Origin of the sequence: Limnohabitans sp. Hippo4, assembly GCF_003063605.1 — a bacterium.
GTDB lineage: Bacteria > Pseudomonadota > Gammaproteobacteria > Burkholderiales > Burkholderiaceae_C > Limnohabitans_A.
In genome coordinates this window covers 61,564-85,920 of sequence record NZ_NESE01000004.1, presented here as the reverse complement: position 1 = coordinate 85,920, position 24,357 = coordinate 61,564, and the positions used below count along the sequence as shown (strand labels likewise).

Here is a 24,357-nt window from a genome sequence, read left to right as displayed (position 1 = left end):
CTTAAACCCGCTGGGCCAGCTCAATGGCTTTGCCAATGTAGCTGCCCGGCGTCATGGCCAACAAGCGGTCTTTTTCTTCTTGCGGAATCTCCAAGCCTTTGATCAAGCCATGCAACGCATCAGCCGTTACCGTTTTGCCACGCGTCACTTCTTTCAATTTCTCGTAAGCGCCTTGCACGCCATAACGGCGCATGACCGTTTGAATGGGCTCGGCCAAAACCTCCCAGGCCGCGTCCAAATCTTGCGCCAATGCTTCTTCGTTCAACTCTAACTTTTTCAAGCCGGTCATGAGCGATGCATAGGCCAGCGCCGAGTAACCCAAGGCCACACCCATGTTGCGCAGCACCGTTGAATCCGTGAGGTCGCGTTGCCAACGGCTGATGGGCAACTTTTCTGACAAGTGTTTCAGCACCGCATTGGCCAAACCCAAATTGCCTTCAGCATTTTCAAAGTCAATGGGGTTCACTTTGTGCGGCATGGTCGATGAGCCAATCTCGCCTGCTTTGAGGCGTTGCTTGAAGTAACCCAAGCTGACATAACCCCAAATGTCACGCGACAGATCGATCAAGATGGTGTTGGTACGCGCCACCGCATCGAACAATTCCGCCATGTAATCGTGCGGTTCAATTTGAATGCTGTAGGGTTGGAACGACAAACCCAAACCCCAATGCTCACTCGAGGCACCTGCTTCGTGTGACTCGGGTGTTTCGACCACTGACTTGGAAAAATTCTCCCAGTCAAAGTGGGGCCAAGCCGACAAGTGCGCGTTGTAATTGCCCACAGCGCCATTCATTTTGGCTTTCAATGGAACAGCTGCAATTTTGTCGCGGGTGCTGCGCAAACGCACAACCACATTGGCCAACTCTTTGCCGACCGTGGTGGGGCTGGCAGTTTGGCCATGCGTGCGGCTCAGCATGGGAATTGCCGCATACGCGTGCGCCATGCTGCGCAACTGTTCAATCACTTCGTCTAACGCAGGCAAGATCACTTGCTGTCGTGCGCCTTTGAGTTGCAGGGCATGGCTGGTGTTGTTGATGTCCTCGCTGGTGCAAGCAAAATGCACGAACTCTGATGCTTGTTCAAGTTCGGGACGATCTTTGAATTTGGACTTGATCCAATACTCGACGGCCTTCACATCATGGTTGGTGGTCTTTTCGATGTCCTTGATGGCCAAAGCATCTTGCTCTGAAAACTGGGTGACCAAGCCTGTGAGGTATCGGCGTGCACCCAAGGACAAAGGTTTGAACTCTTCGAACCCGGCATCGGACAGCGCAATGAACCAGGCAATTTCAACTTGCACACGGCGGTGCATGTACCCCAGCTCGCTCATGAGCGGGCGCAGTGCGTTGAGCTTGTTGGCGTAACGGCCATCCAAGGGCGATAGGGCGGAAATAGGAGAAGAAGTCATACACCGATTGTAAGTTCTGACCCTGACAAATGACTGAGCTTTCGATTCCTCTAGAATGCACGTCAATTCGACTCGCTTTTGACGACTTTTACAAGAACAAACCCATGAAATTGATCGGTTCACCCACCAGCCCTTATGTCCGCAAAGTTTGCATCGTGATGGCTGAAAAAAAACTGGACTACCGCATGGTGGCCGAAGACGTGTGGTCGGCCAACACCACCATTCACGCCTCCAACCCTCTGGGCAAGGTGCCTTGCTTGGTCTTGGAAGGCGGCGAAGCCGTGTTTGATTCCCGCGTCATTGTGGAGTATTTGGACACTTTGTCGCCTGTTGGCAAACTGATCCCCGTCAATGGCCGTGAACGCGCCGAAGTTAAAACTTGGGAGGCTTTGGCCGATGGTTTGCTAGATGCCGCTTTGCTGGCACGCATGGAAGCCGTCTGGCCACATCGCCTTCCTGAACAGCGCAGCCAGCCATGGATTGACCGCCAATTGCACAAGATTTCTGAATCACTGCGCGCCATGTCACACGGTCTGGCCGACAAGCCTTACTGCTCGGGTGCACATCTGAGCTTGTCGGACATTGCGGTGGGTTGTGCGCTGGGGTATTTGGACTTCCGCTTTCCTGCCATTCAATGGCGCGACACTTATCCCAATTTGGACAAGCTGTACACCAAGTTGATGCAACGTCAAAGTTTCATTGACAGCGTACCGGCTTAAGTCGAGCGCTGCCGACTGCAGGGCCAACAGGGTTTAACTGTTGGCCTGTTTTTTCAGCCACCGCATCAAAGCGCCAACCCACGGCAGCTTCTCATAAAGTTCCTCAGCAGCATCCCAATAATCGCGGTGCAAGCTGATGCGTTGGTCTGCATCGAGTACCAAATGGCTGGTGCCCAACACCACTTGTTCGGTCTGCGTATCAAAGCGCTTGAAACGAAAGCGAAATTCCCACGTCAAAAACGCCTGATCGCCATCGACCACTTGGCCCGTGATGACAAAGCGCGGTTGCGTCAATGACGCAAACATGTGCGCAAAGATGGTCTCTATGGCGGGCACACCGGTCACGTCATTGAAGGGATCCTTGAAGCGCGCGGTGGCGCTGTAAAACGCGTTCAGTTCACTCACACTTTGCGGTGTGAGAGTTTCAAAGTAGTTGGCTATTTGTTCAAAGCGCTGACGCGAGTTCATGGTCACAGTCCTGTAAATCGGCGTACCAAAGCGAAGTACATGCGATAGGGTAACAGGCGCAGCAACTTCAACCACAGCGTAAATCGTTTGGGAAAGTGAATGTCAAACAAACCCTCTGCCCAACCTTGCAGCATGGCTTTGGCCGCATCTTCGGGCGACATCAAGGCGGGCATTTGGAAATTGTTTTGTGCGGTCAGTGGTGTGGCGACAAAGCCCGGGTTGATGAGGCTGACGCCAATGCCTTTGTCTTGCAAATCCATGTACATGGTTTCTGCCAAATGCGTGACCGCTGCTTTGGTGGGGCCATAGGCCAAACCGTTGGGCAAGCCACGCCAGCCCGCCACGCTGCTGACCACACTGACATGGCCAAAGCCCTGTTGCAGCAACACCGGCAACGCTGCATCGAGCACTCTCAATAAACCGTTGTAGTTCACTTCTTGGTGGCGCAACATGTCGGTCAAATCGAATTCTGTTGCACGGTGCGCGCGGTAATGCCCCGCACAGTAAAGCACCATGTCCAAAGGTCCCAGCGCGGCCACTTGACGCATGACATAACGCACTTGCAAGGCATCCGTCACGTCTAGGGGCAGCAGCGTGAGCGCTTGACCTTGTTGTTGAGATTGTTCGGCCCAGACAGACACCACGCCTAAATCACGCGCGGAAATGATCACGTTGGCACCCGCTGCATGCAAAGCTTTGGCACACGCCAAACCAATGCCACTGGAAGCACCGATCAACCACACACGTTTGCCTTGCCACTGAACCATGGGTGGGTTCAAAGGCGCGCCCCATCGACGCTTGACGGGGCTTTTGAGGGTCTGAACGGGCACCGTGTCTTGCCCTGCTTTTGCAACATCCAGGTTCATGACACACGACCCGACGCATTGGGAACTCTGCGCTTGAATGACAAGGTGACTTCACCCAAGGTCACACCCCATTTGCGCATCACTGCTTTGTTCATCATGACTTGCTCGTCCATGAGGTACATCCAGTCGTCAAATTGCACTTCCCAAACCGTGCCATCGACAGGCAGGGCCAAGGTGTATTGCCAGCGGAAAGTGTTGCCACTCACCCCACCAGCAGCCATCCCCACCACATCGTCAGCGCGGCCTTCATAGCGGCCATTCGGCAAAGCTTTCAATTTCCAAATGCGCCGTTGTTGGGTGCCATCAGAGTAGGTGAAGGCCTCGTCTAAAACACCTTCATCACCTTGCCATTGGCAGTCCATCACCACTTTGAAGCGTTTCACCACGCGGCCTGAACGGTCCGTGAAAACACCCCAAGCATCGACGATGCCATTGAAGTAGGTTCGCAAATCAAGCACGGGCGTTTGCGCTGCGTAGTCAGACAATTGAGGGCCTGCACAACCTGACAAAAGTCCGGCCCCAGCACTCAACGCAGCCAAGCCCGATGTGCGCAATAGAAGCGGGGCAGCGACGCCTTGAGAAACACGCTTGAGATACTGTCGTCTGTTCATAAGTTACCCCTTGATGTCAGCGAAGTGGCTGACGGTTGAATCCAAAAATAAAACAACGCGGCAAAGGCACCGGTTTTCAAAACACAAGGCAACACGCCGTAGGCGAGGGACAGTGCATGCAAGCCTTCGGCACTTCGCGCACCCGGGGCATAGCCCCAACTGGCCAGAAGTGGCAGGCACAGGCCCGCTGCCATCGCCAAATTGAATTTGCTGATGAGGTTCCACCATCCCAAATACAAGCCCTCGGCTTCACCCCGGTGACCTAAGTGATCAATGACGCGATTGAGCAATGCGCCAGGCACCACCATGTCTGCCCCCAAGGCAATGCCCGAAGCGACGCACACACCAAGAAACAACAGTTCATCACCTGGGCCTAAAAAACTGACGCAAGCAAAACTGACAATGGCCATCAACATGCCAACACCCCATGTTTTGGGCAAGCCCCAATGGCGAATCAATTTCAACCAAACCGGCAAAGACACCACGCCGGCCATGAAGTAGGCGCCTAAAAACCACGGCGCAATGTCTGATGACGCCTGTATTTGGTCTTCTACAAAAAACATCACCAAGCTGGCAGGAACAGCGCTGGCAATGCCGTTGAGCATGAACACAGCCAAGAGTTTTAAAAACAAACTTTGACGAATCGGCAAGGCCATGGCATTGGCTGTGGGCGATGCGGCTTCGACGGACAACACAGGTACATTGGTTTGAAACACCCGAGACCATGCCCACAAACCCACGAGCAATGAAGCGCCCAAAAAGATGCTGGTGGTCTGCCAGCCTGCCAAAGCAGGAAGCAGCGACGCCAACACCACGCCCACCAAGCCGGCCGCTTCACGCCAAGCGATCACGCGGCCTTGTTGCAAAGCATCGCCGCCCAAACGTGTTGCCCAGGCTTGGTGAAGAATGCTCAAACCACTGTAGGTGAGGTGACACAAACTGACAAACACCGCGACCCAGGCCACATAGCCTGACGTGGAAGCAAACAGTGGCGGGAAAAACAAGGCGACAAAAGATACCAACAGCAAAGCGGCCAAAGCGAAGGCAGCAGTACCGACGGCTTGATTGGACTTGGCATACAGCACATCGCTGATTCGCCCCATCCATGGGTCGATGAAAGCGTCCAACAAACGACTGATCAACAAAACAAGACCGAGGGTGGTCAAAGGAACCGCGTAGTGTGTGGCGTATGCGTGTGGCAAGTTGACGTACATGGGCAAAGCCACAAACGACAAAGGCAAAGCCAGCAGGCCATAGGATGCGCCCGTTGTCTGTGCGGCACGCGATGTCTCACTCATAAGCCGTTGATCCAGGCTTGTCGAATGGCAGGTGCTGATGTGGCCTCATGCAGCCAGATGCCAAAAAAGAGCTTGGCAAATTGTGGATCGGTGATGGCACCCAAACGCTTTTGTTGAAACCAAAATTCAGCACCTTCGTTGGGCTTGTAGAACCCCATCAAACGGTCACCAGGGCGAACATTGGGAAAAATATCGGTCATGGCCTTGAGCCATTCTTTCTCTTGTGCCGCATTGATGCTGCCTAACTTGCGCATCTCGTCCATCGAGCGCTTGGCAATGGCTGCCCCTTCAAAATTGCGAAGGTATGACAGCTCCAAAACAAACGGCGAAGCCGTGTACTGCTGCACCGAAAAACCAGGCGAGGTCCATAAACGGGCATCGTAAATCTCGAAGCCCCAAAATTGATAGCGCTGAGTGCTTGAAGGTTTCGCGCCTGGCAATATCGTTTCGTTGGCAGCGGCCATGGCGCTCACGTTACTGAGCACCACCACCAACAAGATCTGCCATAAACGACATTGCAGGATGTTCATGTCAGCCTGGCTTTTTCAATGTGAACTGAATCACATCGGTGTTGGCTTCATCGAAAGCGGCTTCGCAATAGGCCAAATAAAACTCCCAAGTGCGAATGAATGCGGTGTCAAAGCCCAAGGTCAACACCTGCGCCTCATGGGCCAAGAAGTCATGTCGCCAACGACGCAAAGTTTCGGCGTAATCGGGACCAAACTTCAACTCATCGACCACTTCCAAGCCCGCCAAGCGCGCCTGCCTTCTGAACTCAGAAGGACTGGGCAAGCAGCCGCCCGGGAAAATATATTGCTGAATAAAGTCAGTTGATTTGACGTAACGGTCAAACAACGCGTCGTCGATCACAATGCTTTGAATGCAGGCCTTGCCGCCTGGCTTCAACATCTTGCTAACCGTTTGGAAATAAGTGGGCCAGTATTCTTGGCCGACCGCCTCGATCATTTCAATGGAGCACACCGCGTCATAGGGACCATCGTCAATGTCGCGATAGTCTTGCAAACGCAAATCGGCCTGATCGGTTTTGCCATTCCATTTCATGCGCGCATTGGCAAAAGCCAATTGTTCGGTCGACAAGGTCACACCGGTCACATGTGCGCCCATTTCCAAGGTGGCCATTTCGGCCAAAGCACCCCAACCACAACCAATTTCCAAAACGCGAGAGCCCGCAGTGACATCCGTGGCTTGCAAAGCGCGGCGCACTTTGGCGTTTTGTGCCGCTTGCATGCTGCGGCTGAAATCGCCCTCAAACAATGCGGACGAGTAATTCATGGTGCCATCCAACCACAATTCGTAAAACGCATTGCCCAGGTCGTAGTGGGCGTGGATGTTTTTGCGGCTGTTGGCTTTGTGGTTGCGATTGAGCAAATGCTTGACGCGGTAGATCATGCGGCCCCACCAAGAGCCATAAATCAAATCTTCCACAACGCGGCGATTTTGAATCATGACGCGCAACAAATCACTCAAGGCGGGCGTGGTCCAATCCCCAGCAATGTAGGTTTCCGCAAAACCAATGTCGCCCGATTTCATGCTGGCCAAAAAAACATTCCAGTTGCGCAAGCTGATGGCGGCATGGGGCATTGCACCATTGCCATAAACTTTCGAGCTTCGATCGGGGAACTGAACGGTCAAGGTGCCGTGCTCCATTTTTTCAAGCAACTGAAGCACACGGCGCGCGGCCATAGGTGCAGACTGGATGGCCATCGATGTGCTGGAAGACGTGGTGGAGTTCATGTTCAGCGAGATTTAGAAGTGAAGGTTGAAGTCGCTTGACCACGCGTAACAAATTGCGTGGGAGGCGCGGGTTTGTGAAAAAAAGGAACTTTCTTGAACCAGAGCAACAAGGCGTGCCAATGAATGCGCAACATCACGGCCAGAGTCCAAAGGGGATAGCGCCAAAAAGTGTTTCGAATTTCGCTGGGACTTGCGTCCACCAACTTGCCACTTTGACTGGTTTGAATCAAAGGGCCGTCTTCATTGTTGTGGTCAACTCGCGCAACTATGCGCTCCACGCCGTTTTGAAGGGTTCGCATGAACCTGAATTGGTAATGCCCTGAGACTCTGCAAAAAGGTGAGACATGAAACACCTTGTCTGCAAGCGCCGTGACACCCCACTTGGGCTCTTGCAACAAATAGCAGTGTCGCTCGCCAAAGGTGTTGTGAACCTCGGCCACGATGGCGGCCAAACTGTTGTCTTGTCGATGGCAGTACCAAAAACTGACGGGCTTGAAGGTGTAGCCCAAGACGCGCGGAAATGTTTGAAGCCAAATTTCACCGTCCGCGTCTTGCACATTGGCTTCGGCCAACAAAGACTCCAGCCAAGCCAAAGCACCGCCTTGTTCTGGCAATCGACCATCACCATGGTCGACGTCGTGAAACGACATCAGGCCTGCTCGGTTGATGGGAAAAGCCACGGCTTTTGCAGCCTCTGGATTGCGCAGCACCGATTGCAGGTGGCGCATGGGCAACATCACAAAATAAGCCGCATAGTCAAAGGCATGGCGGGCCGGGCGTAAACGCACGTGCCTGATCTGGCCATGTCCAATGCTGATGTGGGCAGTTGTCATGCGTGAACTTTCAGCAGCAACTCTCTGGCCACAGCCAACCCAGACTTCAACCCATCTTCATGAAAACCATAGCCCAACCAAGCACCGGCATACCATGTGTGCTGTTGGCCTTGAATTCGGTGGATGTGTTGTTGCGCGTCAATGGCGGCCAAATCGAACACCGGATGTGCATAGTCAAACGTGCGAATGACTTTGCTGGCATCGATGGCTTGCGCCGGATTGAGTGACACCACAACGGCTTGCTCGTATGGCAAGGGCTGCAGTTTGTTCAACAGGTAATGCAAACAAACGCGTGCGCTTTCTTGGTCTTCGCTTTCGGCGCGTGCGTAATTCCACGCGGCCCATGCTTTGCGGCGAGTCGGCAGCACGCTGTCATCGGTGTGCAAAACGGCCACATTGTCTTGATAGCGAATGGCTGACAAATACTGCGTTTCTTCTGCAGAGGGCGTGCGCAGCATGCGCAAGGCTTGATCGGAGTGTGTACAGATGACCACTTCATCAAAACGCTCTGCAGCCCCTTGCGTCACCACGCGAACGCCTTGCGCATCTCGTTCAATGAGTTGCACGGGGGTGTTCAAACGCTTGTCGTTGATGTCCCTGACTATTTTCTGCACGTAGTTGCGAGAGCCGCCCGTGACCGTGAACCAACGCGGCCTGTTGCTGATTTGCAGCAGGCCATGGTTGTGGCAAAACCGAATCATGGTGGCCACTGGGAAGGCCAGCATTTGATCCGTGGGGCAACTCCAAATACAACCCATCATGGGCAAGAAATACCAATTTTGGAAAGCCTTGCCAAACTGATGCTGCTTTAAAAATTCCGACAAAGGTTGGCGCAGTGCGGACTCGGTTTGCTGCTGTGCAATTTGCGTGCACAACTTGTTAAAGCGCAGCACATCCAACAACATTTTGTAAAACTCGGGGCGCGCCAAATTTCGGCGCTGTGCAAAGACCGTGTCTAAATTGCTGCCACTCCACTCCAAGGACTCGTTGCCCCAAGCCTTGGGTGCTTGCACTGAAAAAGACATGTCAGACAAGGACGTCTCGACACCCAACTCTGCAAACAGATTGATCAGGTTGGGATAAGTTCTTTCGTTGAACACCAAAAACCCGGTGTCGACGCCATGCATGACCATGCCTGCGGCCGTAGGCAAACTGATGTCGACGGTATTGGCGTGTCCACCAAAGTAATCACCCGCTTCAAACAGCGTGACCTCGGCTTGTCCTTTTAAGCTGTGTGCAACGGCCAAGCCCGAGATGCCTGAGCCGACAACGGCAATTTTTTTGTACTTCAAGATGTCAGACTTTCGCAATCAATTTAGGAGGGCTTGCCCGCCAAGCTTTTCTCAAGCGCTTGCACCAGACTTCTGCTGTCGGGACTGGTCATGCTGTTGTAGCTGTCGATCAACTTGCCGTCGCGGCCAATCAGGTACTTGTAAAAGTTCCACTTAGGACGCTGTCCAGGAGCTTGGGCCAGTTGTTTGAAAAATGGCACCGCTGCTTCACCGGTTACCGCGGTTTTGGTGAACATTGGAAACTTCACGCCAAAAGTGTTTTCACAAAAGTCTGCAATTTCTTGGTTGGTGGCCTTCTCTTGCGCAAAATCATTGGAAGGAAAGCCCAGCACCACCAAACCTCGGTCTTTGTATTTGTCGTAAAGGGCTTCTAAACCTTTGTATTGAGGCGTGAAGCCACAGTAGCTGGCGGTGTTGACCACCAAAATCACTTTGCCGCTGTATTGGCACAAGGACTGCGGCTTTTCATCTTGCAGCCTTGCAAACGTGTGGTTCAACAATGCTGGACAAGCCGCAGATGCCGTCGGCATGACAGCTGTTGACTGCGCCCATGCGGCAGGCATGGCAAGCAAAATTGCCAAGGCAAGGATGCGTTGGAGTGCTTTGAAATTGGCCATTGAACTGTCCATTCTATTTTGTGACTGGACAGTTTACTTCCAATTTCCCAGCTTGTCACGCGCCTTTGTGGGATTTGTTATCAAACGGGAAAACGGCTTGCCACAAAGCCAACACGGCCTCTTGTTCGGTCTTTAAAAAGCTGCCTTCTACTTGGGTTGGCTCTTCGTTTAAACGAGCCTTGTGCTGAACCCTGCGCAATTCTCGATAGGCAGCTGACGCAGCCATGCCCACCCCTGGCGGCAACAGGCCGGCCGCCTCAGCCCGTTGCAACAAGGCAATGTTGCCCACGTTGTCTGCCAATTCTGGGTGGGCCGTGGTGTGCATCAAGACCAAATATTGAACAGCAAACTCGGCATCCACCATGGCGCCTGGGCTGTGTTTCACATCAAAGAAACCAGGCTTGATGGGGTGTGCACCTCGCACCCGATTTCGCATGTTGACGATCTCTTGGGCTAGCGCATGGGGGTCGCGTTGCGCACTGATCACAGCAAGTCGAACCTGATCAAAGCGCTGCCTCATGTGTGCATCGCCCATCACAAAGCGCGCCCGCGTCATGGCTTGATGCTCCCATGTCCAAGCAGTGTTGCTGCCGCGCTGCTGTTGGTAGTCGGCGTATGCGTCGAAAGTGGTCACCAACAAACCTGAGCTTCCGTTGGGTCGCAAGGCCGTGTCAATCTCAAACAAATCGCCCTCGGCCGTCTTCACGGTGAACCAATTGATGAGCTTGCGCACAAAGGCCGCATAGACCTCTTGGGCCCGTTCATCGGCATCTTCAAATACAAAAACGATGTCCAAATCACTGCCATAGCCCAGCTCTTTGCCACCCAATTTGCCATAGGAAATGATGGCAAATTGGGGCACCTCACGGTGCCGATTTTTGAGATAAGACCAACACCACGCCGCGGTCACGCGCAGCACCGCATCGGCCATGGCGCTCAAATCATCGGCCACCTGCTCAACGGTCAAATTGCCCTCAACATCGCGTGCCAGGGTTCTGAACACTTCGGCATGGTGGGCCCGCCGCAAGAGATTCAGGATGTTTTCTTCGTCGTCTTCGCCGGTCCGTTGGAGGGCCGCCCGTCGGGCCTGAAGCTCGGCTTCAAAATCGGTGGCCACAAAGCGTTGTTTCAGAACATCGCCTCCCGCCAGCTCATCAATGACGCCTGGGTGTTGCACCAAATAACGGGCCGGCCACTTGGCAGCGCCTAGCAATCGAAGCAGTCTTTCATGAACCGCTGGACGCTCCAGCATCATGGCCAGGTAACTCTCCCTGCGCATCAAGGGCTCCATCCAGTCAGCCATCCGGACAACGGCCACTTCTTCGACACGCCCCTCTTTCAGCCACTGCGCCGTGCGTTGCAGCAAACGCATCAAACGGCCTCTGGCGTCATCCCGCAAACTTTGAACTTTGGGGCTGTCCTGCCAATGGGCCAAGCGTTGACGGGCCTCGCCTGTAAACAAATCAAGGATCTTTTCAAGCTCGGGGCGTTCACGCGTCCCCTGTGATTGGCAGCCTTTGCACTCCCGGTCGCCGCCCAACAAGATGTCAAATTCGTGCGCCACAATTTCACGATGCGCGTCCAGATCGCTTAAAAAATCACAGCTGTCGGCGTATCCCATGGTGTTGGCGATCCACGTCAAGTCATGATCTTGTGTCGGCAAGACATGGGTTTGCTGATCGTCCAAATATTGGATTCGGTGCTCTACCCGGCGCAAGAAAACGTAGGCTTCGGCCAATGCTTTGGCCGTATCCAAAGGCATCAAGCCTGCCTTTGCCACCCTTTGCAAAGCATCCAAGGTCGGCCGCGTACGCAACTCTGGGAATTGCCCGCCGCGGACCACTTGCAACAATTGCACGGTGAATTCAATTTCCCGAATTCCCCCTCGCGACAACTTCACATCATTGGCACGCTCTGGATGGCCGGCGCTGCGTTTGGCCGCATGGTCACGGATCTGCTGGTGCAGGGTGCGCAAGGACTCAAACACGTTGTAATCGAGGTAGCGCCTGAACACGAAGGGCAACACCACCGAGCGCAAATTGGCCGCAGAACCGTTTTGGATGCTGCTGCGCGGCGCAATCACTCGGCTCTTCATCCAAGCAAAGCGTTCCCATTCACGGCCTTGAACCAGCAAATACTCTTCCAATGCACCCAGCGAAACCACGCTGGGGCCCGAGTTGCCATTGGGGCGCAAGGCCAAGTCAACGCGAAACACAAAACCATGCTCTGTGGTGTCACCTATCAGGGTGTAGATGGCTTTGACTGCGCGGGCAAAGTACTCTTGGACTGAAATTTTCCCCAAGCCTTGTTCATTGCCTGTGGTTTCACCGTCTTCGTCGTAAACATAAATCAGATCGATGTCGCTCGAGACATTCAACTCTCGTGCGCCCAATTTGCCCATGCCGATGACCCAAAACTCGGCACGCTTTCCGGCACTTGTCAAAGGCACGCCATGTCGGGCATCGAGGTCTTTGAATGCCTGCTGACAAGCCGCGTCCAGCGCAACTTCGGCAAGATGCGTCACGCCCAAAGTGACCGTCTCAAGACTTGCTTGATGCTCGCAATCCAGGGTCAGCAAACGGGCCATGGTCCACTGGCGCAAGACACGCAATGCCGCACCGACTTCCAAGCCTTGTGTCCGCAATTGAGTGTAGGCCTGCGTTAAAGACTCACGCTGGGGGACTGCGGATGGCAGGTTTGCAAAGACATCGGCGTACCGTCTTTGCAGACGTTGATAAAAACGCGAGCCTTCTGAGAGGGGTGGGGGACGTTTTGAATCCATGTCGTCGCCTGTCTCAAATGGGCCTGCGGCAGTCATAATTCCCTGCCTGAGTCTTTATGTCTGTATTGTGAGCCGAATGCTGAAGTTTTCCACACTGTCCAAGTTGCTGAGCCACGGCCTGCGCGTCATCGCTTGGATGATGCTGGTGGCAGGTTGCGTCTTGGGCATGGCTTGGGCAGCTTTGCATTTTTGGATTGTGCCCCGAATTGAAGATTTCCGTCCCAAGCTAGAAAACTTGGCCACACAAACCATCGGCGTTCCAGTTCAGATGGGCAAACTGTTGGCGGTTTCTTCGGGATGGATGCCCACTTTTGAAATTCACGACTTGGCTTTGTTAGACCCAGAAGGCAGACGCGCACTGACTTTGCCCAAAATCGTGTTTGCCATCAGTGTTCGCTCTATCTTGGATTTGGGCGTGGAGCAACTGGTCATCGATTCACCGACCTTGGACATTCGCAGAACCAGCACAGGCGAGTGGCGCATTGCAGGTTTGTCATTGAAGCAGGACAACACGCCCGACTCTGCCGCCGCCGATTGGATTTTTGCGCAAAAAGAAATTGTCATCCAACACGGCACCGTGTTCTGGACCGACGAATTCAATCCGCTGCAACGCAACAAAAGCGCTCTCGACTTACAAGACGTTTCATGGATCTTGCGCAATTCGGCAAGGCACCATCAATGGCGTTTGGATGCCACACCGCCCAGTGGCTGGGGCGATCGTTTTGTGTTGATGGGCGATTTAAAACGCAATCTGTTGTCAACGCATCCCGGTCGCTTCAAGGACTGGAGTGGTCAGGTTCACGCTGAGTTTCCTGATGTCGATTTGTCGCAACTTGGCCCGCACCTGCCCTGGAAAGTCAATGCCACAAAAGGACAAGGCGCTTTGCGCATGTGGGTCGATTTGAACCATGGCAACGTCAAACAAGCAACCGCTGACTTGGTCTTAGAGAATGTTCAAGCGCAGCTCAGTCCTGAGCTTCAGGCCTTGTCATTTAAAAATATTGCGGGCCGCCTGTCGGTCAAGCCCCTCCACAAAGGTCTGGACTTTTCAACAGAAGGCTTGCGCTTTGACACCACCGATGGCTTGCATTGGCCCGGCGGCAATGTGAACTTTTCCTACGCAGAAGCCGATAACGGTCAAAGCGCCAAGGGGCTCTTTCACGGCGACAAATTGGATTTGTTTGCTCTTCGCAACATTGCGCTGCAATTGCCCTTGCCTGAGTCTGCGCGAAAAACATTGCTGGAACACAAAGTCAGCGGTTTGGTCAACCCGTTGCACATCGAATGGTCTGAAGAATTGGGCAAGTCAGACAAAGCCATCCATGTCGCCGTGGCCAACGGTCGATTTGACAACTTTTATTTTGAAGGTGGCAAAGTTGGCACTGAAACAGAGAGCTGGCCAAGCGTTGAAAACGCCAACATCAGCTTTGACATGAATGCTGACGGCGGACAAATCAAGGCCACCATTGACCACGGTGCCATCAGCATTCACCGCATCTTTGAAGAGCCACGAATCCAACTGGACGCGATGCAAGCCTCCGTGAAATGGGTCAAGCAAAAGGATCAAGTGACCGTTCCCGATTGGCAATTGCGAGTGTCCAATTCTGATGTCACCGGAGAGTGGCAGGGCAAATGGAAGCCCAGCCCCATTGCCAACAGTTTGGGCATTTTGGACTTGCAAGGCACCATTGCGCGAGGCGATGCTGCACGCGTTCATCGCTACTTGCCCCTCACGCTGCCACAAAGCGTGCGTCACTATGTGCGTGATTCGGTGTTGAAAGGTGAAGTGCAGGGTGTTGCTGTCAAGATCAAGGGCGACCTGCAACAATTGCCTTTTGCCAACCCCAAAGACGGAGAGTTCCGATTTGCTGGCAAAGTCAAAGACATTCAATACGCTTATGTGCCACCCAGTGGCAGCACACGCAACACAACGCAAGAGCCCAACTGGCCCGCCATGAACAACGTCAATGGCGACATTGTGTTTGACCGTTACAACTTCAAAGTCAATGGCGCTTCTGGCAAATGGGGCAACGTTCCCTTCACCCAAATCAAAGCCGAGATTCCCAATTTGAACGGCAAGGTGGTGGTGAATGTGCAGGGGGAATCAAAAACAGGTGCTAACCTTGCGTTAACAGACTTGCGCCAATCTCCCGTCAACAACATGTTGGGCGGTTTGTTTGCACAAGCTCAAAGCACAGGAACTCTGAATGCGCGCCTCAAGCTCAGCTTCCCCTTGGCCGAGCTTGATAAAACCACCGTGCAAGGCAACGTCAGCTTGAACAACAACGATGTGCGCTTGCAATCGGCCTTGCCTCTGTTTGAAAAAGCCCAGGGCAACATCAATTTCAATGAGTCGGGTTTCAGCTTGGTGGGCGTGAACGCACAGTTCCTGGGTGGCCCGATCAAACTTGATGGTGGATCCAGAAAACTTCCAGCGAAAAGCACAGAGGCCAACCCGCTCATCCGAATCCAAGGTCAAGCCACCGCCAATGGCATGCGCCAGGCCAAAGAAATTCCATGGCTCAACGCTTTGGCCCAACAAGCCAATGGCAGCACCACTTACACCGCCAGCTTGGGATTCAAGGGCGGTCAAAGCGAGCTCAGCATTCAATCTCAACTTCAAGGACTTGCGCTGAACCTGCCCTCGCCATTGAACAAGCGCAGCGACGACATGGTGGCCTTCAAGTACGACAACACCGTTCAAAGTTTGAATCAAAACAAAGCGACGCGCGATCAAATCCAAATGTCCTGGGGCCGCGCATTATCTGCATCCTATGTGCGCGACCTCACTGGCACTGAGCCTCGCGTAATCAATGGTCGGTGGCAGGTCGGCGACGTGGTCGGCAATCCAAGTCAAACGGACGGCGGTGTATTGGCCATTGTCAATTTGCCCAGCATCTCGCTTGACGACTGGCTCCAAATTCTCTCCCCGCCCAAATCAAGCCCTGCTTACGTGGCCTCCAGCAACAGCAGCTTGTCTGCTGCAAGCCAAACCTATTTGCCCAATCGCATGACGCTTAAAGCCAACGAGTTGACTGTGCAGGGACGCAATTTGCACAACGTGTCTGTCAACGGTTCGCGCGAAGGTTATGTTTGGCGTGCGCAAACAGATGCCCGCGAGTTCAGCGGTTATTTAGAGTACCGCCAGTCCAACAACCAAAATGCCGGCCGCATTTATGCACGCCTGGCACGTTTGAGCTTACCGCCCTCCGCGGATCAAACCGTGGAGTCCTTGCTAGAAGATTCACCCGTGGCCATTCCCGCTTTGGACATTGTGGTAGAAGACCTTGAGTTGCGCGGCAAGAAAATGGGCCGCGTTGAAATTGAAGCCATCAACACCGACCCCACATCACCGCGCAGCAATGCCGGTCGCGAATGGCGCTTGAGCAAGTTGAACATCACCGTGCCCGAAGCCAGCTTCAAGGCCAGCGGCAAATGGGTGACCTCCAGAGATGGCACGCAACAGGCCATCACCGACATGAACTTCCGCTTGGATGTGTCCGACTCTGGTGATTTGTTGAACCGCTTGGGCACCAAAGATGCACTTCGCGGTGGTGGCGGCAAGTTAGAGGGTCAAGTCAGTTGGCAAGGTTCGCCTTTAACTTTGCACTACCCCACATTGGGTGGCCGCTTCAATGTCAACATTGGCCGCGGTCAGTTTTTACAAGCTGAGCCAGGGGTTGCGAAGTTGTTGGGCGTCCTGAGCTTACAAGCCTTGCCGCGGCGACTGTTGCTGGATTTCCGCGATGTCTTCAGTGCAGGTTTTGCCTTTGACACCATTCGGGGCGATGTCACGATTCAGCAAGGCATTGCCAACACGCGCAATTTACAAATGAAAGGCGTCAATGCAATTGTCCAAATGGAAGGCAGCTCGGACATTGCACGCGAAACACAAAATTTACGGGTGTTGATCCTGCCCGAGGTTGACGCGGGCACAGCCTCTTTGTTGGCGGGCATTGCCTTGAATCCGGCCATTGGATTGAGCACGTTTTTGGCGCAACTTGTCTTGAAACAGCCTTTAAGCCGCGTCAATACGCAAGAGTTTTCAATTGATGGCACATGGAGCGATCCCAAGGTCACCAAGATCTCGTCTTCATCTGCGACGCCTTGATGGCGCTTGGGTCCAAAGTTCATGCCGTCCCTTCACGCAAGCGATCTGATGAAGCTACAGCCTTTATGGCAGTTCTTTAAGTCTGCAACGCGGTCTTTCACCGACCGTCGAATCTCCTTGTGGATTGCGTTGGTTGGGTTGGTGGTGGCCTTGTTGGTCACCCTCGTCTGGCTGGCAGGACGCTATGAAGCCAGTCAATACCAAGCCGAATTGGACCGTGATACAGCAGATGCCGTGAGCGACATTCGCAGCAGCTTGGGTCGCCATGTTTTAAGTTTGCAAAATTTGCATGCCAAAGGACTGTCTCCCAAATTGTGGGAGTCCGAGGTGCGAAACATGTTCAGCCTCAACCGTGAATGGTTGCGCGTTGAACGGCGCGACGCACAAGGCCTTGTGGTTCAGGGTGTTGACTCGCCTTTGCGAGAGCCTGTTTTCAACGCCAAAACTCGGATGAATGAACAAGCTGAAATCATCCAGACTTGTCTGCGCGCCAAACGTTTGAATGGCCCCGCCTATTCCAGAAGTTATTTTGTGCCACAAAACAATGGCCTGGGTTTTGAAGTCATTGAGATGTGTTTGCCCACTCTAGAAAGTGGCATCCCCGTTGGCTTTGTATTGGTGACCTATGGTCTTCAAGATATTTTGGCCAGCCAATTGGGCGAGACGTATGGCCGGCGCAACGAAATTTCTTTCATCGAATCCGACGGCACACGCTTGGCCATTCACGGCACACTGCCGCGCTCCAGACGATTGTTCTCAGCGACACAACTGCTCGATTTGCCAGGCAATACTTTGGTGCTGCGGATGGACGGCAGAAGAAGCGCACCCGATGTGTTTCCAAGCATCTTGCCTGCGCTGGTCACGGCCATGTCCATTGCCTTGGTCTCCGTGTTGGTATTGTTGGTCAAAGACTCCCGCAGACGCCTCAAAGCCGAACGCGATTTGGCCGATGCACTGGCTTTTCGAAAAGCCATGGAAGACTCCTTGGTCACAGGTTTACGGGCCCGAGATTTGCATGGCCGCATCACTTATGTGAACCCCGCCTTTTGTCAAATGGTCGGATTTGAAGCCGAGCAACTCCTTGGCAAATCAGCCCCCATGCCTTACTGGCCTCCGGAAATGGTGGGCGAATACCAACAAAGACAAGCCGTTCGTTTGGCGGGCAATGCGCCACCTCGTGAAGGGTTTGAGTCGGTCTTTGTTCGTCAAGACGGTACGCGCTTTCCCGTGTTGATTTTTGAAGCGCCCTTGATCAACGTGTTGGGAAAACAAACCGGCTGGATGAGCGCCTTTTTGGACGTCAGCGAGCAGCGCCGCATCGAGGAGCTGTCACGTGCCAGTCAAGAACGCTTACAAGCAACGGCGCGGTTGGCCACGGTGGGTGAGATGGCTTCTTTGCTGAGCCACGAACTGAACCAGCCCTTGTCCGCCATCTCAAGTTATGCCACGGGCTCGCTGAATTTGATTCAACAAGCTCAAAGCCCCGCCCACACAATGGGTGATTTGAAAATGGCCCTTGAGCGCATTTCAGAACAAGCCAGCCGCGCAGGCAAAGTCATCAACAGTGTTCATGATTTTGTGCGCCGGCGCGACCAAGACCGCGAAGTTGTGCGGCCTGGCTTGATCATGGATGCGGTCATGCCCTTGATTCAATTGCAAGCGCATAAGTTGCACGTCAAGGTTGCCACCCGCATTGACGAGGGCTTGGCGCCGGTCTTGTGCGATCGCACCATGGTCGAACAAGTGATTTTGAATTTGGCTCGCAATGGCATGCAGGCCATGGACCACCCCGATTGTCAAGACCGCGTTCTAACGCTTCAAGTCAAACGTGCGGCGTCTAGTTTGTCCCACGGGTGGATTGAGTTTTCAGTCAGCGATCTGGGTGTTGGCATTTCTGATGACATTGAAAAACAATTGTTCACGCCTTTTTTCACCACCAAATCTGAAGGCATGGGATTGGGTTTGAGTCTTTGCCGCACGGTGGTCGAGCAGCACGGTGGTCACCTAGAGTTTGTTCGTCAAGCGCCCAACGGCACGCTTTTTCGATTCACACTGCCAACCGCCTCAGAGGTTTAAGCAGCGCTTAAAATTCCAGCATGCAACCCGTTCTCAACGCCTGTGTTTTCATCATTGACGACGATGCCATCGTTCGCGATGCCATGGCTTGGTTGTTGCGCTCACGTCGCCTGATGAGCGAGTCCTTCGAAAGTGCCGACGCATTTGAGCGCATGCTCAGCGACAAGTTTCCCGGCACCAATGCGACCGTGCCCACCGAGGCCGGGTGCATTTTGTTGGATGTGCGAATGCCCGGTCAAAGTGGCTTGGCCTTGTTTGAAACCTTGATCGGCAACGGTTTGGCGCACACCTGGCCTGTGATTTTTTTAAGCGGGCACGCCGATGTGCCAACGGCCGTTGACAGTGTCAAACGTGGCGCTTTTGATTTTTGCGAAAAACCGTTTTCTGACAATGCGCTGGTTGATCGCGTGGAACAAGCTTTGGCTTTGTCGCAAGAGCGTTTGGCCTTGCGGCTTCAGAGCGCCGGTTTGGTGACGCGCCTGGAAGAGCTTACCGAGCGCGAACGTGATGTCATGCGCTTGGTGGTCGAAGGCTTGCCCAACAAATTGATTGCCAGCCAGCTCGACATCAGCGTTCGAACCGTTGAGGTTCATCGCTCGCGTGTGTTTGAAAAGATGGATGTCAAATCCGCTGTTGAGTTGGCCAATCTTTTGCGCGAAATCCAATCGTGAAGATCCGGTCTTGCGCTAAGTACAGCCTTGTCATGGCATCCATTGGCCTGTTGCTCTCGTGCGCCTCGCCTCAGAAACAGGCCGTCATCGAAGCGCCCACAGCATCAACACCATCAGCAGCACCCCCTTCATCTACCAGCAATGGGCCCTCCGTTGTCAATCAAAGCAAAAGCCGGTGGGTCAAGAGCAATTGGTCTGATCTGCCCGGCGTCGAAAACGACAACCTGAACGAGGCTTGGGCGGCCTGGTTGCAAAGCTGTTCGAGGAACGCTGTTGCATCCAGCGCGCTGTGTCAAACCATCAAGCGCTTAGATGGCCAAAGCGTTGCCAATCAGCGTGCTTGGTTGATCCAAAATTTTCAACCCTACCGCGTTGAAAGCCTTCAAAGCACGCCCAATCCTGCAAACGGCTTGCTCACGGCCTATTACGAACCGGTCCTAGAGGCGTCTAAGGTGTCCAAGCCTGGTTTTACAGTGCCTCTGTACAGCCCGCCGGCCAACTTGAAGTCGCGCTCGCCTTGGTACACACGTGAAGAAATTGGCAAATTACCTGCTGCGCAAAACGCACTGAAGGGCAAGGAGCTTGCTTACCTTGCAGACCCCATTGATGCCATGATTTTGCACATCCAAGGTTCTGGCAGGCTGTGGGTGACACAAGCCGATGGCTCGCGCAAGCAAGTTCGTTTGGCATTTGCTGGGACCAATGACCAGCCCTATCAAAGCATTGGGCGTTGGCTGCTGGACCAAAACCTCACCAAAGATGCCACGTGGCCAGGCATCAAAGCTTGGCTTGCGCAAAACCCAAAACGAACGCAGGAATTGCTCGCCAAAAATCCGCGCTTCGTTTTTTTTAAGGAAGAGGCGCTAACTGCCCAAGACGCTTTGTTAGGCCCCAAGGGTGCACAAGGCGTTCCCTTAACGGCAGGGCGGTCCATCGCCGTTGACCCTGGCAGCATTCCTTACGGATCGCCGGTCTGGCTGGTCAGTCAAGGGCCGCAAACCCAGTTACAGCGGCTGGTCATTGCCCAAGACACTGGCAGCGCCATTCTGGGTGCCGTTCGCGCCGATTTTTATGTGGGTTCGGGTGATGCTGCGGGCGAATTGGCGGGCCGTCTCAAACAAGACATGAAAGCATGGGTTTTGCTTCCACGATAAGCTCGGTCGATCTACACTGCGATCCATTGCATTTGAAAGTGGAACACCATGAACGCTCCCTTGCCCGAACATTTGCGCCAAGCATTGGCCAACGTGACACTGGACGACAAATACAGCTTGGCAACCGGCCGTGCTTTCATGAGCGGGGTTCAAGCATTGGTTCGCTTGCCCATGCTGCAACAAGAACGCGACGCACTGGCCGGCAAAAAAACAGGCGCACTGATCAGTGGTTATCGCGGTTCGCCTTTGGGCGGTTATGACCAGGCCCTTTGGAAAGCCAAACCTTATTTAGAAAAGCACAACATTGTTTTTCAGCCGGGTGTAAACGAGGAGCTGGCTGCCACGGCCTTGTGGGGTACACAACAACTTGGCTTTGCACCGCCTGGCAGCAACAAGATGGATGGGGTGTTCGGTATTTGGTACGGCAAAGGCCCAGGGGTAGACCGATGTTCTGATGTGTTCAAACATGCCAACATGGCAGGCACCACGCCCTGGGGGGGCGTGTTGGCGGTTGCAGGCGACGATCACGTCGCCAAGAGTTCAACCGCCGCACACCAAAGTGATCACATCTTCAAAGCTTGTGGTTTGCCCGTTTTCTTTCCAGCTTCCGTTCAAGAAGTACTAGACCTCGGCGTACATGCCATTGGGCTTAGCCGCTTTGCAGGCGTTTGGTCTGGCATGAAGACCATTCAAGAAATTGTCGAGTCCAGTGCAACCGCAGACATCAACGCTGATCGCGTGAAGATCGTGCTGCCTGATTTTGAGATGCCACCAGGCGGTGTGCACATTCGCTGGCCCGATTCTGCGCTTGAACAAGAAGCACGTTTGTTTGATTTCAAATGGTATGCCGCATTGGCTTACATTCGCGCCAATCGCTTGAATCACAACGTCATTGAAGGTCCTCAAGATCAGTACGGCATCATTGCCAGCGGAAAAGCGTACAACGACACGCGCCAGGCATTGGTTGATTTGGGCCTCGACAACGAGACGTGTCAACGCTTGGGCATTCGTGTTCACAAAGTGTCTGTGGTGTGGCCGCTTGAAGCACAAACCACGCGCGAATTCGCGCAAGGCTTGAAAGAAATTTTGGTCGTTGAAGAAAAACGCCAAATCATTGAATACCAGCTGAAAGAAGAGCTCTACAACTGGCCCGATTCAAAACGTCCGCGCATTGTGGGCAAGTTTGATGAGCTCGATGGTGACGATGCAGGCGGTGAGTGGTCCGTGCCGAACCCCATGGCTCACCGCTTGTTGCGTGCCAATGCCGACCTCACACCCACGCTCATTGCCAAAGCTTTGGCACATCGTCTGTTGAAATTGGATTTGCCTTCCGACATTGTGGCCCGCATGAATGCGCAGCTGCAAATCATCGAAAGCAAAGAGCGTTCGCAAAACAGCTTGGTTTTAAACCCCGCTGCCGATCGCATGCCCTGGTTTTGCTCTGGTTGTCCTCACAACACCAGCACCAAAGTGCCTGAAGGCTCACGCGCCATGGCAGGCATTGGTTGCCACTTCATGAGTTTGTGGATGGACCGCAGTACGGTGGGCTTTACCCAAATGGGCGGTGAAGGCACACCTTGGATTGGTCAACAACATTTCAGCAACGAACAACATGTGTTTGCCAACATCGGCGATGGCACTTACTTTCACAGCGGTATCTTGGCCATTCGCCAAAGCATTGCGGCAGGCGTGAACATCACCTACAAGATTTTGTACAACGATGCCGTTGCCATGACAGGCGGCCAACGTGTTGGTGAGCGCGCAGAGGGGCACTCGGTTGTTCAAATTGCACAAAGCATGCGTGCTGAAGGTGCCGTGGTCATCAAGGTGGTCACTGACGAACCTGAGAAATACAACGGTGTTGCATTGGCGGAAGGCGTGTTGGTTCATCACCGTGATGAATTGGATGTCATTCAACGGGAATTGCGTGAAGTGAAGGGTTGCACGGTCATCATTTACGACCAAACCTGTGCCACTGAAAAACGTCGCCGCCGCAAACGCGGCACCATGGTCGATCCGGCTGTGCGCGTGATGATCAATGAATTGGTCTGTGAAGGCTGTGGCGACTGCGGTGTGCAATCGAATTGCCTCTCCGTTGAACCCTTGGAAACAGACTTCGGGCGAAAGCGCACGATCAATCAAAACACGTGCAACAAGGACACCAGTTGCCTCAAAGGTTTTTGTCCCAGCTTCATCAGCATTGAAGGTGGCCAACTGCGTAAAAAATCCAAAGAACAAAAATTCAGTCCCGCGCAATTGCCGGCTTTAAACCTGCCACGCTTGCCTGATTTAAGTTCTTCGTTCAACGCTTATGGCATTGTGGTCGCCGGCGTAGGCGGCACGGGAGTGATCACCATTGGTCAATTGTTGGGCATGGCAGCCCACTTAGACGGTTTGGGCATCGTGACACAAGATTCTGCAGGTTTGGCACAAAAGGGCGGTGCCACTTGGAGCCATGTGCTCTTGGCCAAACATCAAGATCACATTCAAACCACACGTGTCAGCATGGCAGCCGCTGATTTGATCTTGGGTTGCGATCCCATTGTGAGTGCAGGAAAAGAAACCCTGTCTCGAATGCGGCAAGGTCGAACGCATGTGGCTTTGAATTCTCACAGCACACCCACAGCAGCATTTGTGAAAGACACTCAATGGGTAAACCCAGCTGAAAGTTGTGCTCAAGAAATTGCAAATGCCGTTGGCTTGGAAGGTCTCGCTGCATTTGATGCAGACAAATTGTCTGCACAACTAATGGGGGACACCATCTACATCAACCCCATGATTCTGGGATATGCCTGGCAAAAAGGTTGGATTCCATTGAGCCTAGAAGCTTTGCAACGCGCCATTGAATTGAATGAAGTGGCTGTTGCAAACAATTTGGCAGCCTTTGAGTGGGGCCGCCATGCAGCGCAACATTTAGAGGCTGTTGAAGCCCTTTTAACGCCAGCACAAGTGATTCAATTTAAAAAGCGTGATCGCTTAGAAGATTTGATCGCGCAACGTGTTGAATTTTTAACGGCTTATCAAAATACGGCATATGCCAAGCAATACGAAAATTTTGTGGACCTTGTCAAGCAAAAGGAGCAAGCTTTAGGTCAATCTTTGTTGACTGAAACTGTGGCGCGTCAATTGTTCAAATTGATGGCTTACAAAGATGAATACGAAGTTGCCCGCTTGCATACCGACAAACAGTTCCTAGAACGCGTTAAAACCCAGTTTGAAGGCGATTTCAAAGTTTTCTACCACTTAGCCCCTCCATTGATTGCAAAACGCAATGAGAAGGGCCATTTGATCAAGCAAAAAATGAGTCCTTCCACATTGCTGGTTTTCAAAGCATTGGCGCATTTCAAGTTTTTGCGTGGTACAGCTTTCGACATCTTTGGCAAAACTGAAGAACGTCAAACTGAACGCGCATTGATTCAGGAATACAAGGATGCTGTGTCTGAAGTCATTGCATCTTTAAAGGCTGACAACCATGCATTGGCTGTCCAAGTGGCCAAGGTGCCAGAGCAGATTAAAGGTTTTGGTCATGTGAAAGAGCGAAACTTGTCTGCTGCGATGGTGCAGTGGCAAAACAGCATGGATGCGTTCAGAAAATCAATTTAATTTGATTGCTGACTTTGTCTCTGTATTCTTCTTTTATATAGATTAATACATAGTAGTAGTAGATAGAGAGGGGCTTGTCTTGTGGACAAGTCC

17 protein-coding genes are annotated in these 24,357 nt (G+C 53.2%); 6 read left to right on the top strand and 11 right to left on the bottom strand.

The features are described 5' to 3' along the window. Position 1 precedes the first annotated feature (1 nt). Positions 2 to 1,408, bottom strand: coding sequence for an adenylosuccinate lyase (purB, locus tag B9Z46_RS11380; RefSeq protein WP_055359422.1), 1,407 nt, complete (start codon positions 1,406 to 1,408; stop codon positions 2 to 4). A 104-nt stretch (positions 1,409 to 1,512) separates the two neighbouring features. Between purB and B9Z46_RS11375 the strand changes: the two genes are divergently transcribed. Beyond that, positions 1,513 to 2,127: a glutathione S-transferase N-terminal domain-containing protein gene (locus B9Z46_RS11375; protein ID WP_108256592.1), complete on the top strand. Its 615-nt coding sequence runs from the start codon at positions 1,513 to 1,515 to the stop codon at positions 2,125 to 2,127. A 33-nt stretch (positions 2,128 to 2,160) separates the two neighbouring features. On the opposite strand, the gene B9Z46_RS11370 is transcribed toward B9Z46_RS11375, so the two are convergent. The 10 genes from B9Z46_RS11370 to glnE form a co-directional block, all read right to left on the bottom strand. Continuing rightward, positions 2,161 to 2,595: a nuclear transport factor 2 family protein gene (locus B9Z46_RS11370; RefSeq protein ID WP_055359424.1), complete on the bottom strand. Its 435-nt coding sequence runs from the start codon at positions 2,593 to 2,595 to the stop codon at positions 2,161 to 2,163. Positions 2,596 to 2,597: 2 nt separating this feature from the next. Beyond that, positions 2,598 to 3,362, bottom strand: coding sequence for an SDR family oxidoreductase (locus tag B9Z46_RS11365; protein ID WP_233246007.1), 765 nt, complete (start codon positions 3,360 to 3,362; stop codon positions 2,598 to 2,600). 95 nt (positions 3,363 to 3,457) lie between these two features. After that, on the bottom strand, positions 3,458 to 4,072 hold the full coding sequence (locus B9Z46_RS11360; RefSeq protein ID WP_082466675.1) for a DUF3833 domain-containing protein: 615 nt from the start codon (positions 4,070 to 4,072) through the stop codon (positions 3,458 to 3,460). Continuing rightward, positions 4,069 to 5,370, bottom strand: a complete 1,302-nt coding sequence (locus tag B9Z46_RS11355) for an MFS transporter (protein ID WP_108256588.1) — start codon at positions 5,368 to 5,370, stop codon at positions 4,069 to 4,071. Before B9Z46_RS11355 ends, B9Z46_RS11360 begins: the two co-directional genes overlap by 4 nt. Beyond that, positions 5,367 to 5,900 (bottom strand): chalcone isomerase family protein, encoded by a 534-nt coding sequence (locus tag B9Z46_RS11350; protein WP_108256586.1) that lies wholly within the window; start codon positions 5,898 to 5,900, stop codon positions 5,367 to 5,369. The genes B9Z46_RS11355 and B9Z46_RS11350 overlap by 4 nt, the downstream gene beginning before the upstream one ends. Before the next feature lies 1 nt (position 5,901). After that, positions 5,902 to 7,125: a cyclopropane-fatty-acyl-phospholipid synthase family protein gene (locus B9Z46_RS11345; RefSeq protein ID WP_108256584.1), complete on the bottom strand. Its 1,224-nt coding sequence runs from the start codon at positions 7,123 to 7,125 to the stop codon at positions 5,902 to 5,904. Positions 7,126 to 7,127: 2 nt separating this feature from the next. Next, positions 7,128 to 7,958: a DUF1365 domain-containing protein gene (locus B9Z46_RS11340; RefSeq protein WP_108256582.1), complete on the bottom strand. Its 831-nt coding sequence runs from the start codon at positions 7,956 to 7,958 to the stop codon at positions 7,128 to 7,130. Further along, a complete protein-coding gene (locus B9Z46_RS11335; protein ID WP_369907442.1) occupies positions 7,955 to 9,250 on the bottom strand; it encodes an NAD(P)/FAD-dependent oxidoreductase in 1,296 nt (431 codons plus the stop codon). Before B9Z46_RS11335 ends, B9Z46_RS11340 begins: the two co-directional genes overlap by 4 nt. A 23-nt stretch (positions 9,251 to 9,273) precedes the next feature. Beyond that, positions 9,274 to 9,867, bottom strand: coding sequence for a glutathione peroxidase (locus tag B9Z46_RS11330; RefSeq protein ID WP_199220597.1), 594 nt, complete (start codon positions 9,865 to 9,867; stop codon positions 9,274 to 9,276). Between the two features lie 55 nt (positions 9,868 to 9,922). Beyond that, entirely contained in the window at positions 9,923 to 12,649 is a 2,727-nt protein-coding gene (gene glnE / locus B9Z46_RS11325; RefSeq protein ID WP_108256578.1) for a bifunctional [glutamate--ammonia ligase]-adenylyl-L-tyrosine phosphorylase/[glutamate--ammonia-ligase] adenylyltransferase, read from the bottom strand. Positions 12,650 to 12,725: 76 nt separating this feature from the next. Between glnE and B9Z46_RS11320 the strand changes: the two genes are divergently transcribed. The 5 genes from B9Z46_RS11320 to B9Z46_RS11300 are packed head-to-tail and all read left to right on the top strand — an operon-like array spanning position 12,726 to position 24,264. Then, a complete protein-coding gene (locus tag B9Z46_RS11320; protein ID WP_108256576.1) occupies positions 12,726 to 16,760 on the top strand; it encodes a YhdP family protein in 4,035 nt (1,344 codons plus the stop codon). A 21-nt stretch (positions 16,761 to 16,781) separates the two neighbouring features. Further along, positions 16,782 to 18,836, top strand: coding sequence for a sensor histidine kinase (locus tag B9Z46_RS11315; RefSeq protein ID WP_369907441.1), 2,055 nt, complete (start codon positions 16,782 to 16,784; stop codon positions 18,834 to 18,836). Between the two features lie 20 nt (positions 18,837 to 18,856). After that, the gene (locus tag B9Z46_RS11310) at positions 18,857 to 19,507 is read left to right on the top strand and encodes a response regulator transcription factor (protein WP_108256574.1); all 651 of its coding nucleotides are present in this window, start codon (positions 18,857 to 18,859) and stop codon (positions 19,505 to 19,507) included. A gap of 32 nt (positions 19,508 to 19,539) precedes the next feature. Further along, positions 19,540 to 20,661, top strand: coding sequence for a murein transglycosylase A (locus tag B9Z46_RS11305; RefSeq protein WP_108256572.1), 1,122 nt, complete (start codon positions 19,540 to 19,542; stop codon positions 20,659 to 20,661). Positions 20,662 to 20,709: 48 nt separating this feature from the next. Then, positions 20,710 to 24,264 carry an indolepyruvate ferredoxin oxidoreductase family protein gene (locus B9Z46_RS11300; RefSeq protein ID WP_108256570.1) on the top strand — a complete coding sequence of 1,185 codons (3,555 nt, stop codon included), beginning with the start codon at positions 20,710 to 20,712 and terminating at the stop codon, positions 24,262 to 24,264. Positions 24,265 to 24,357 lie beyond the last annotated feature (93 nt).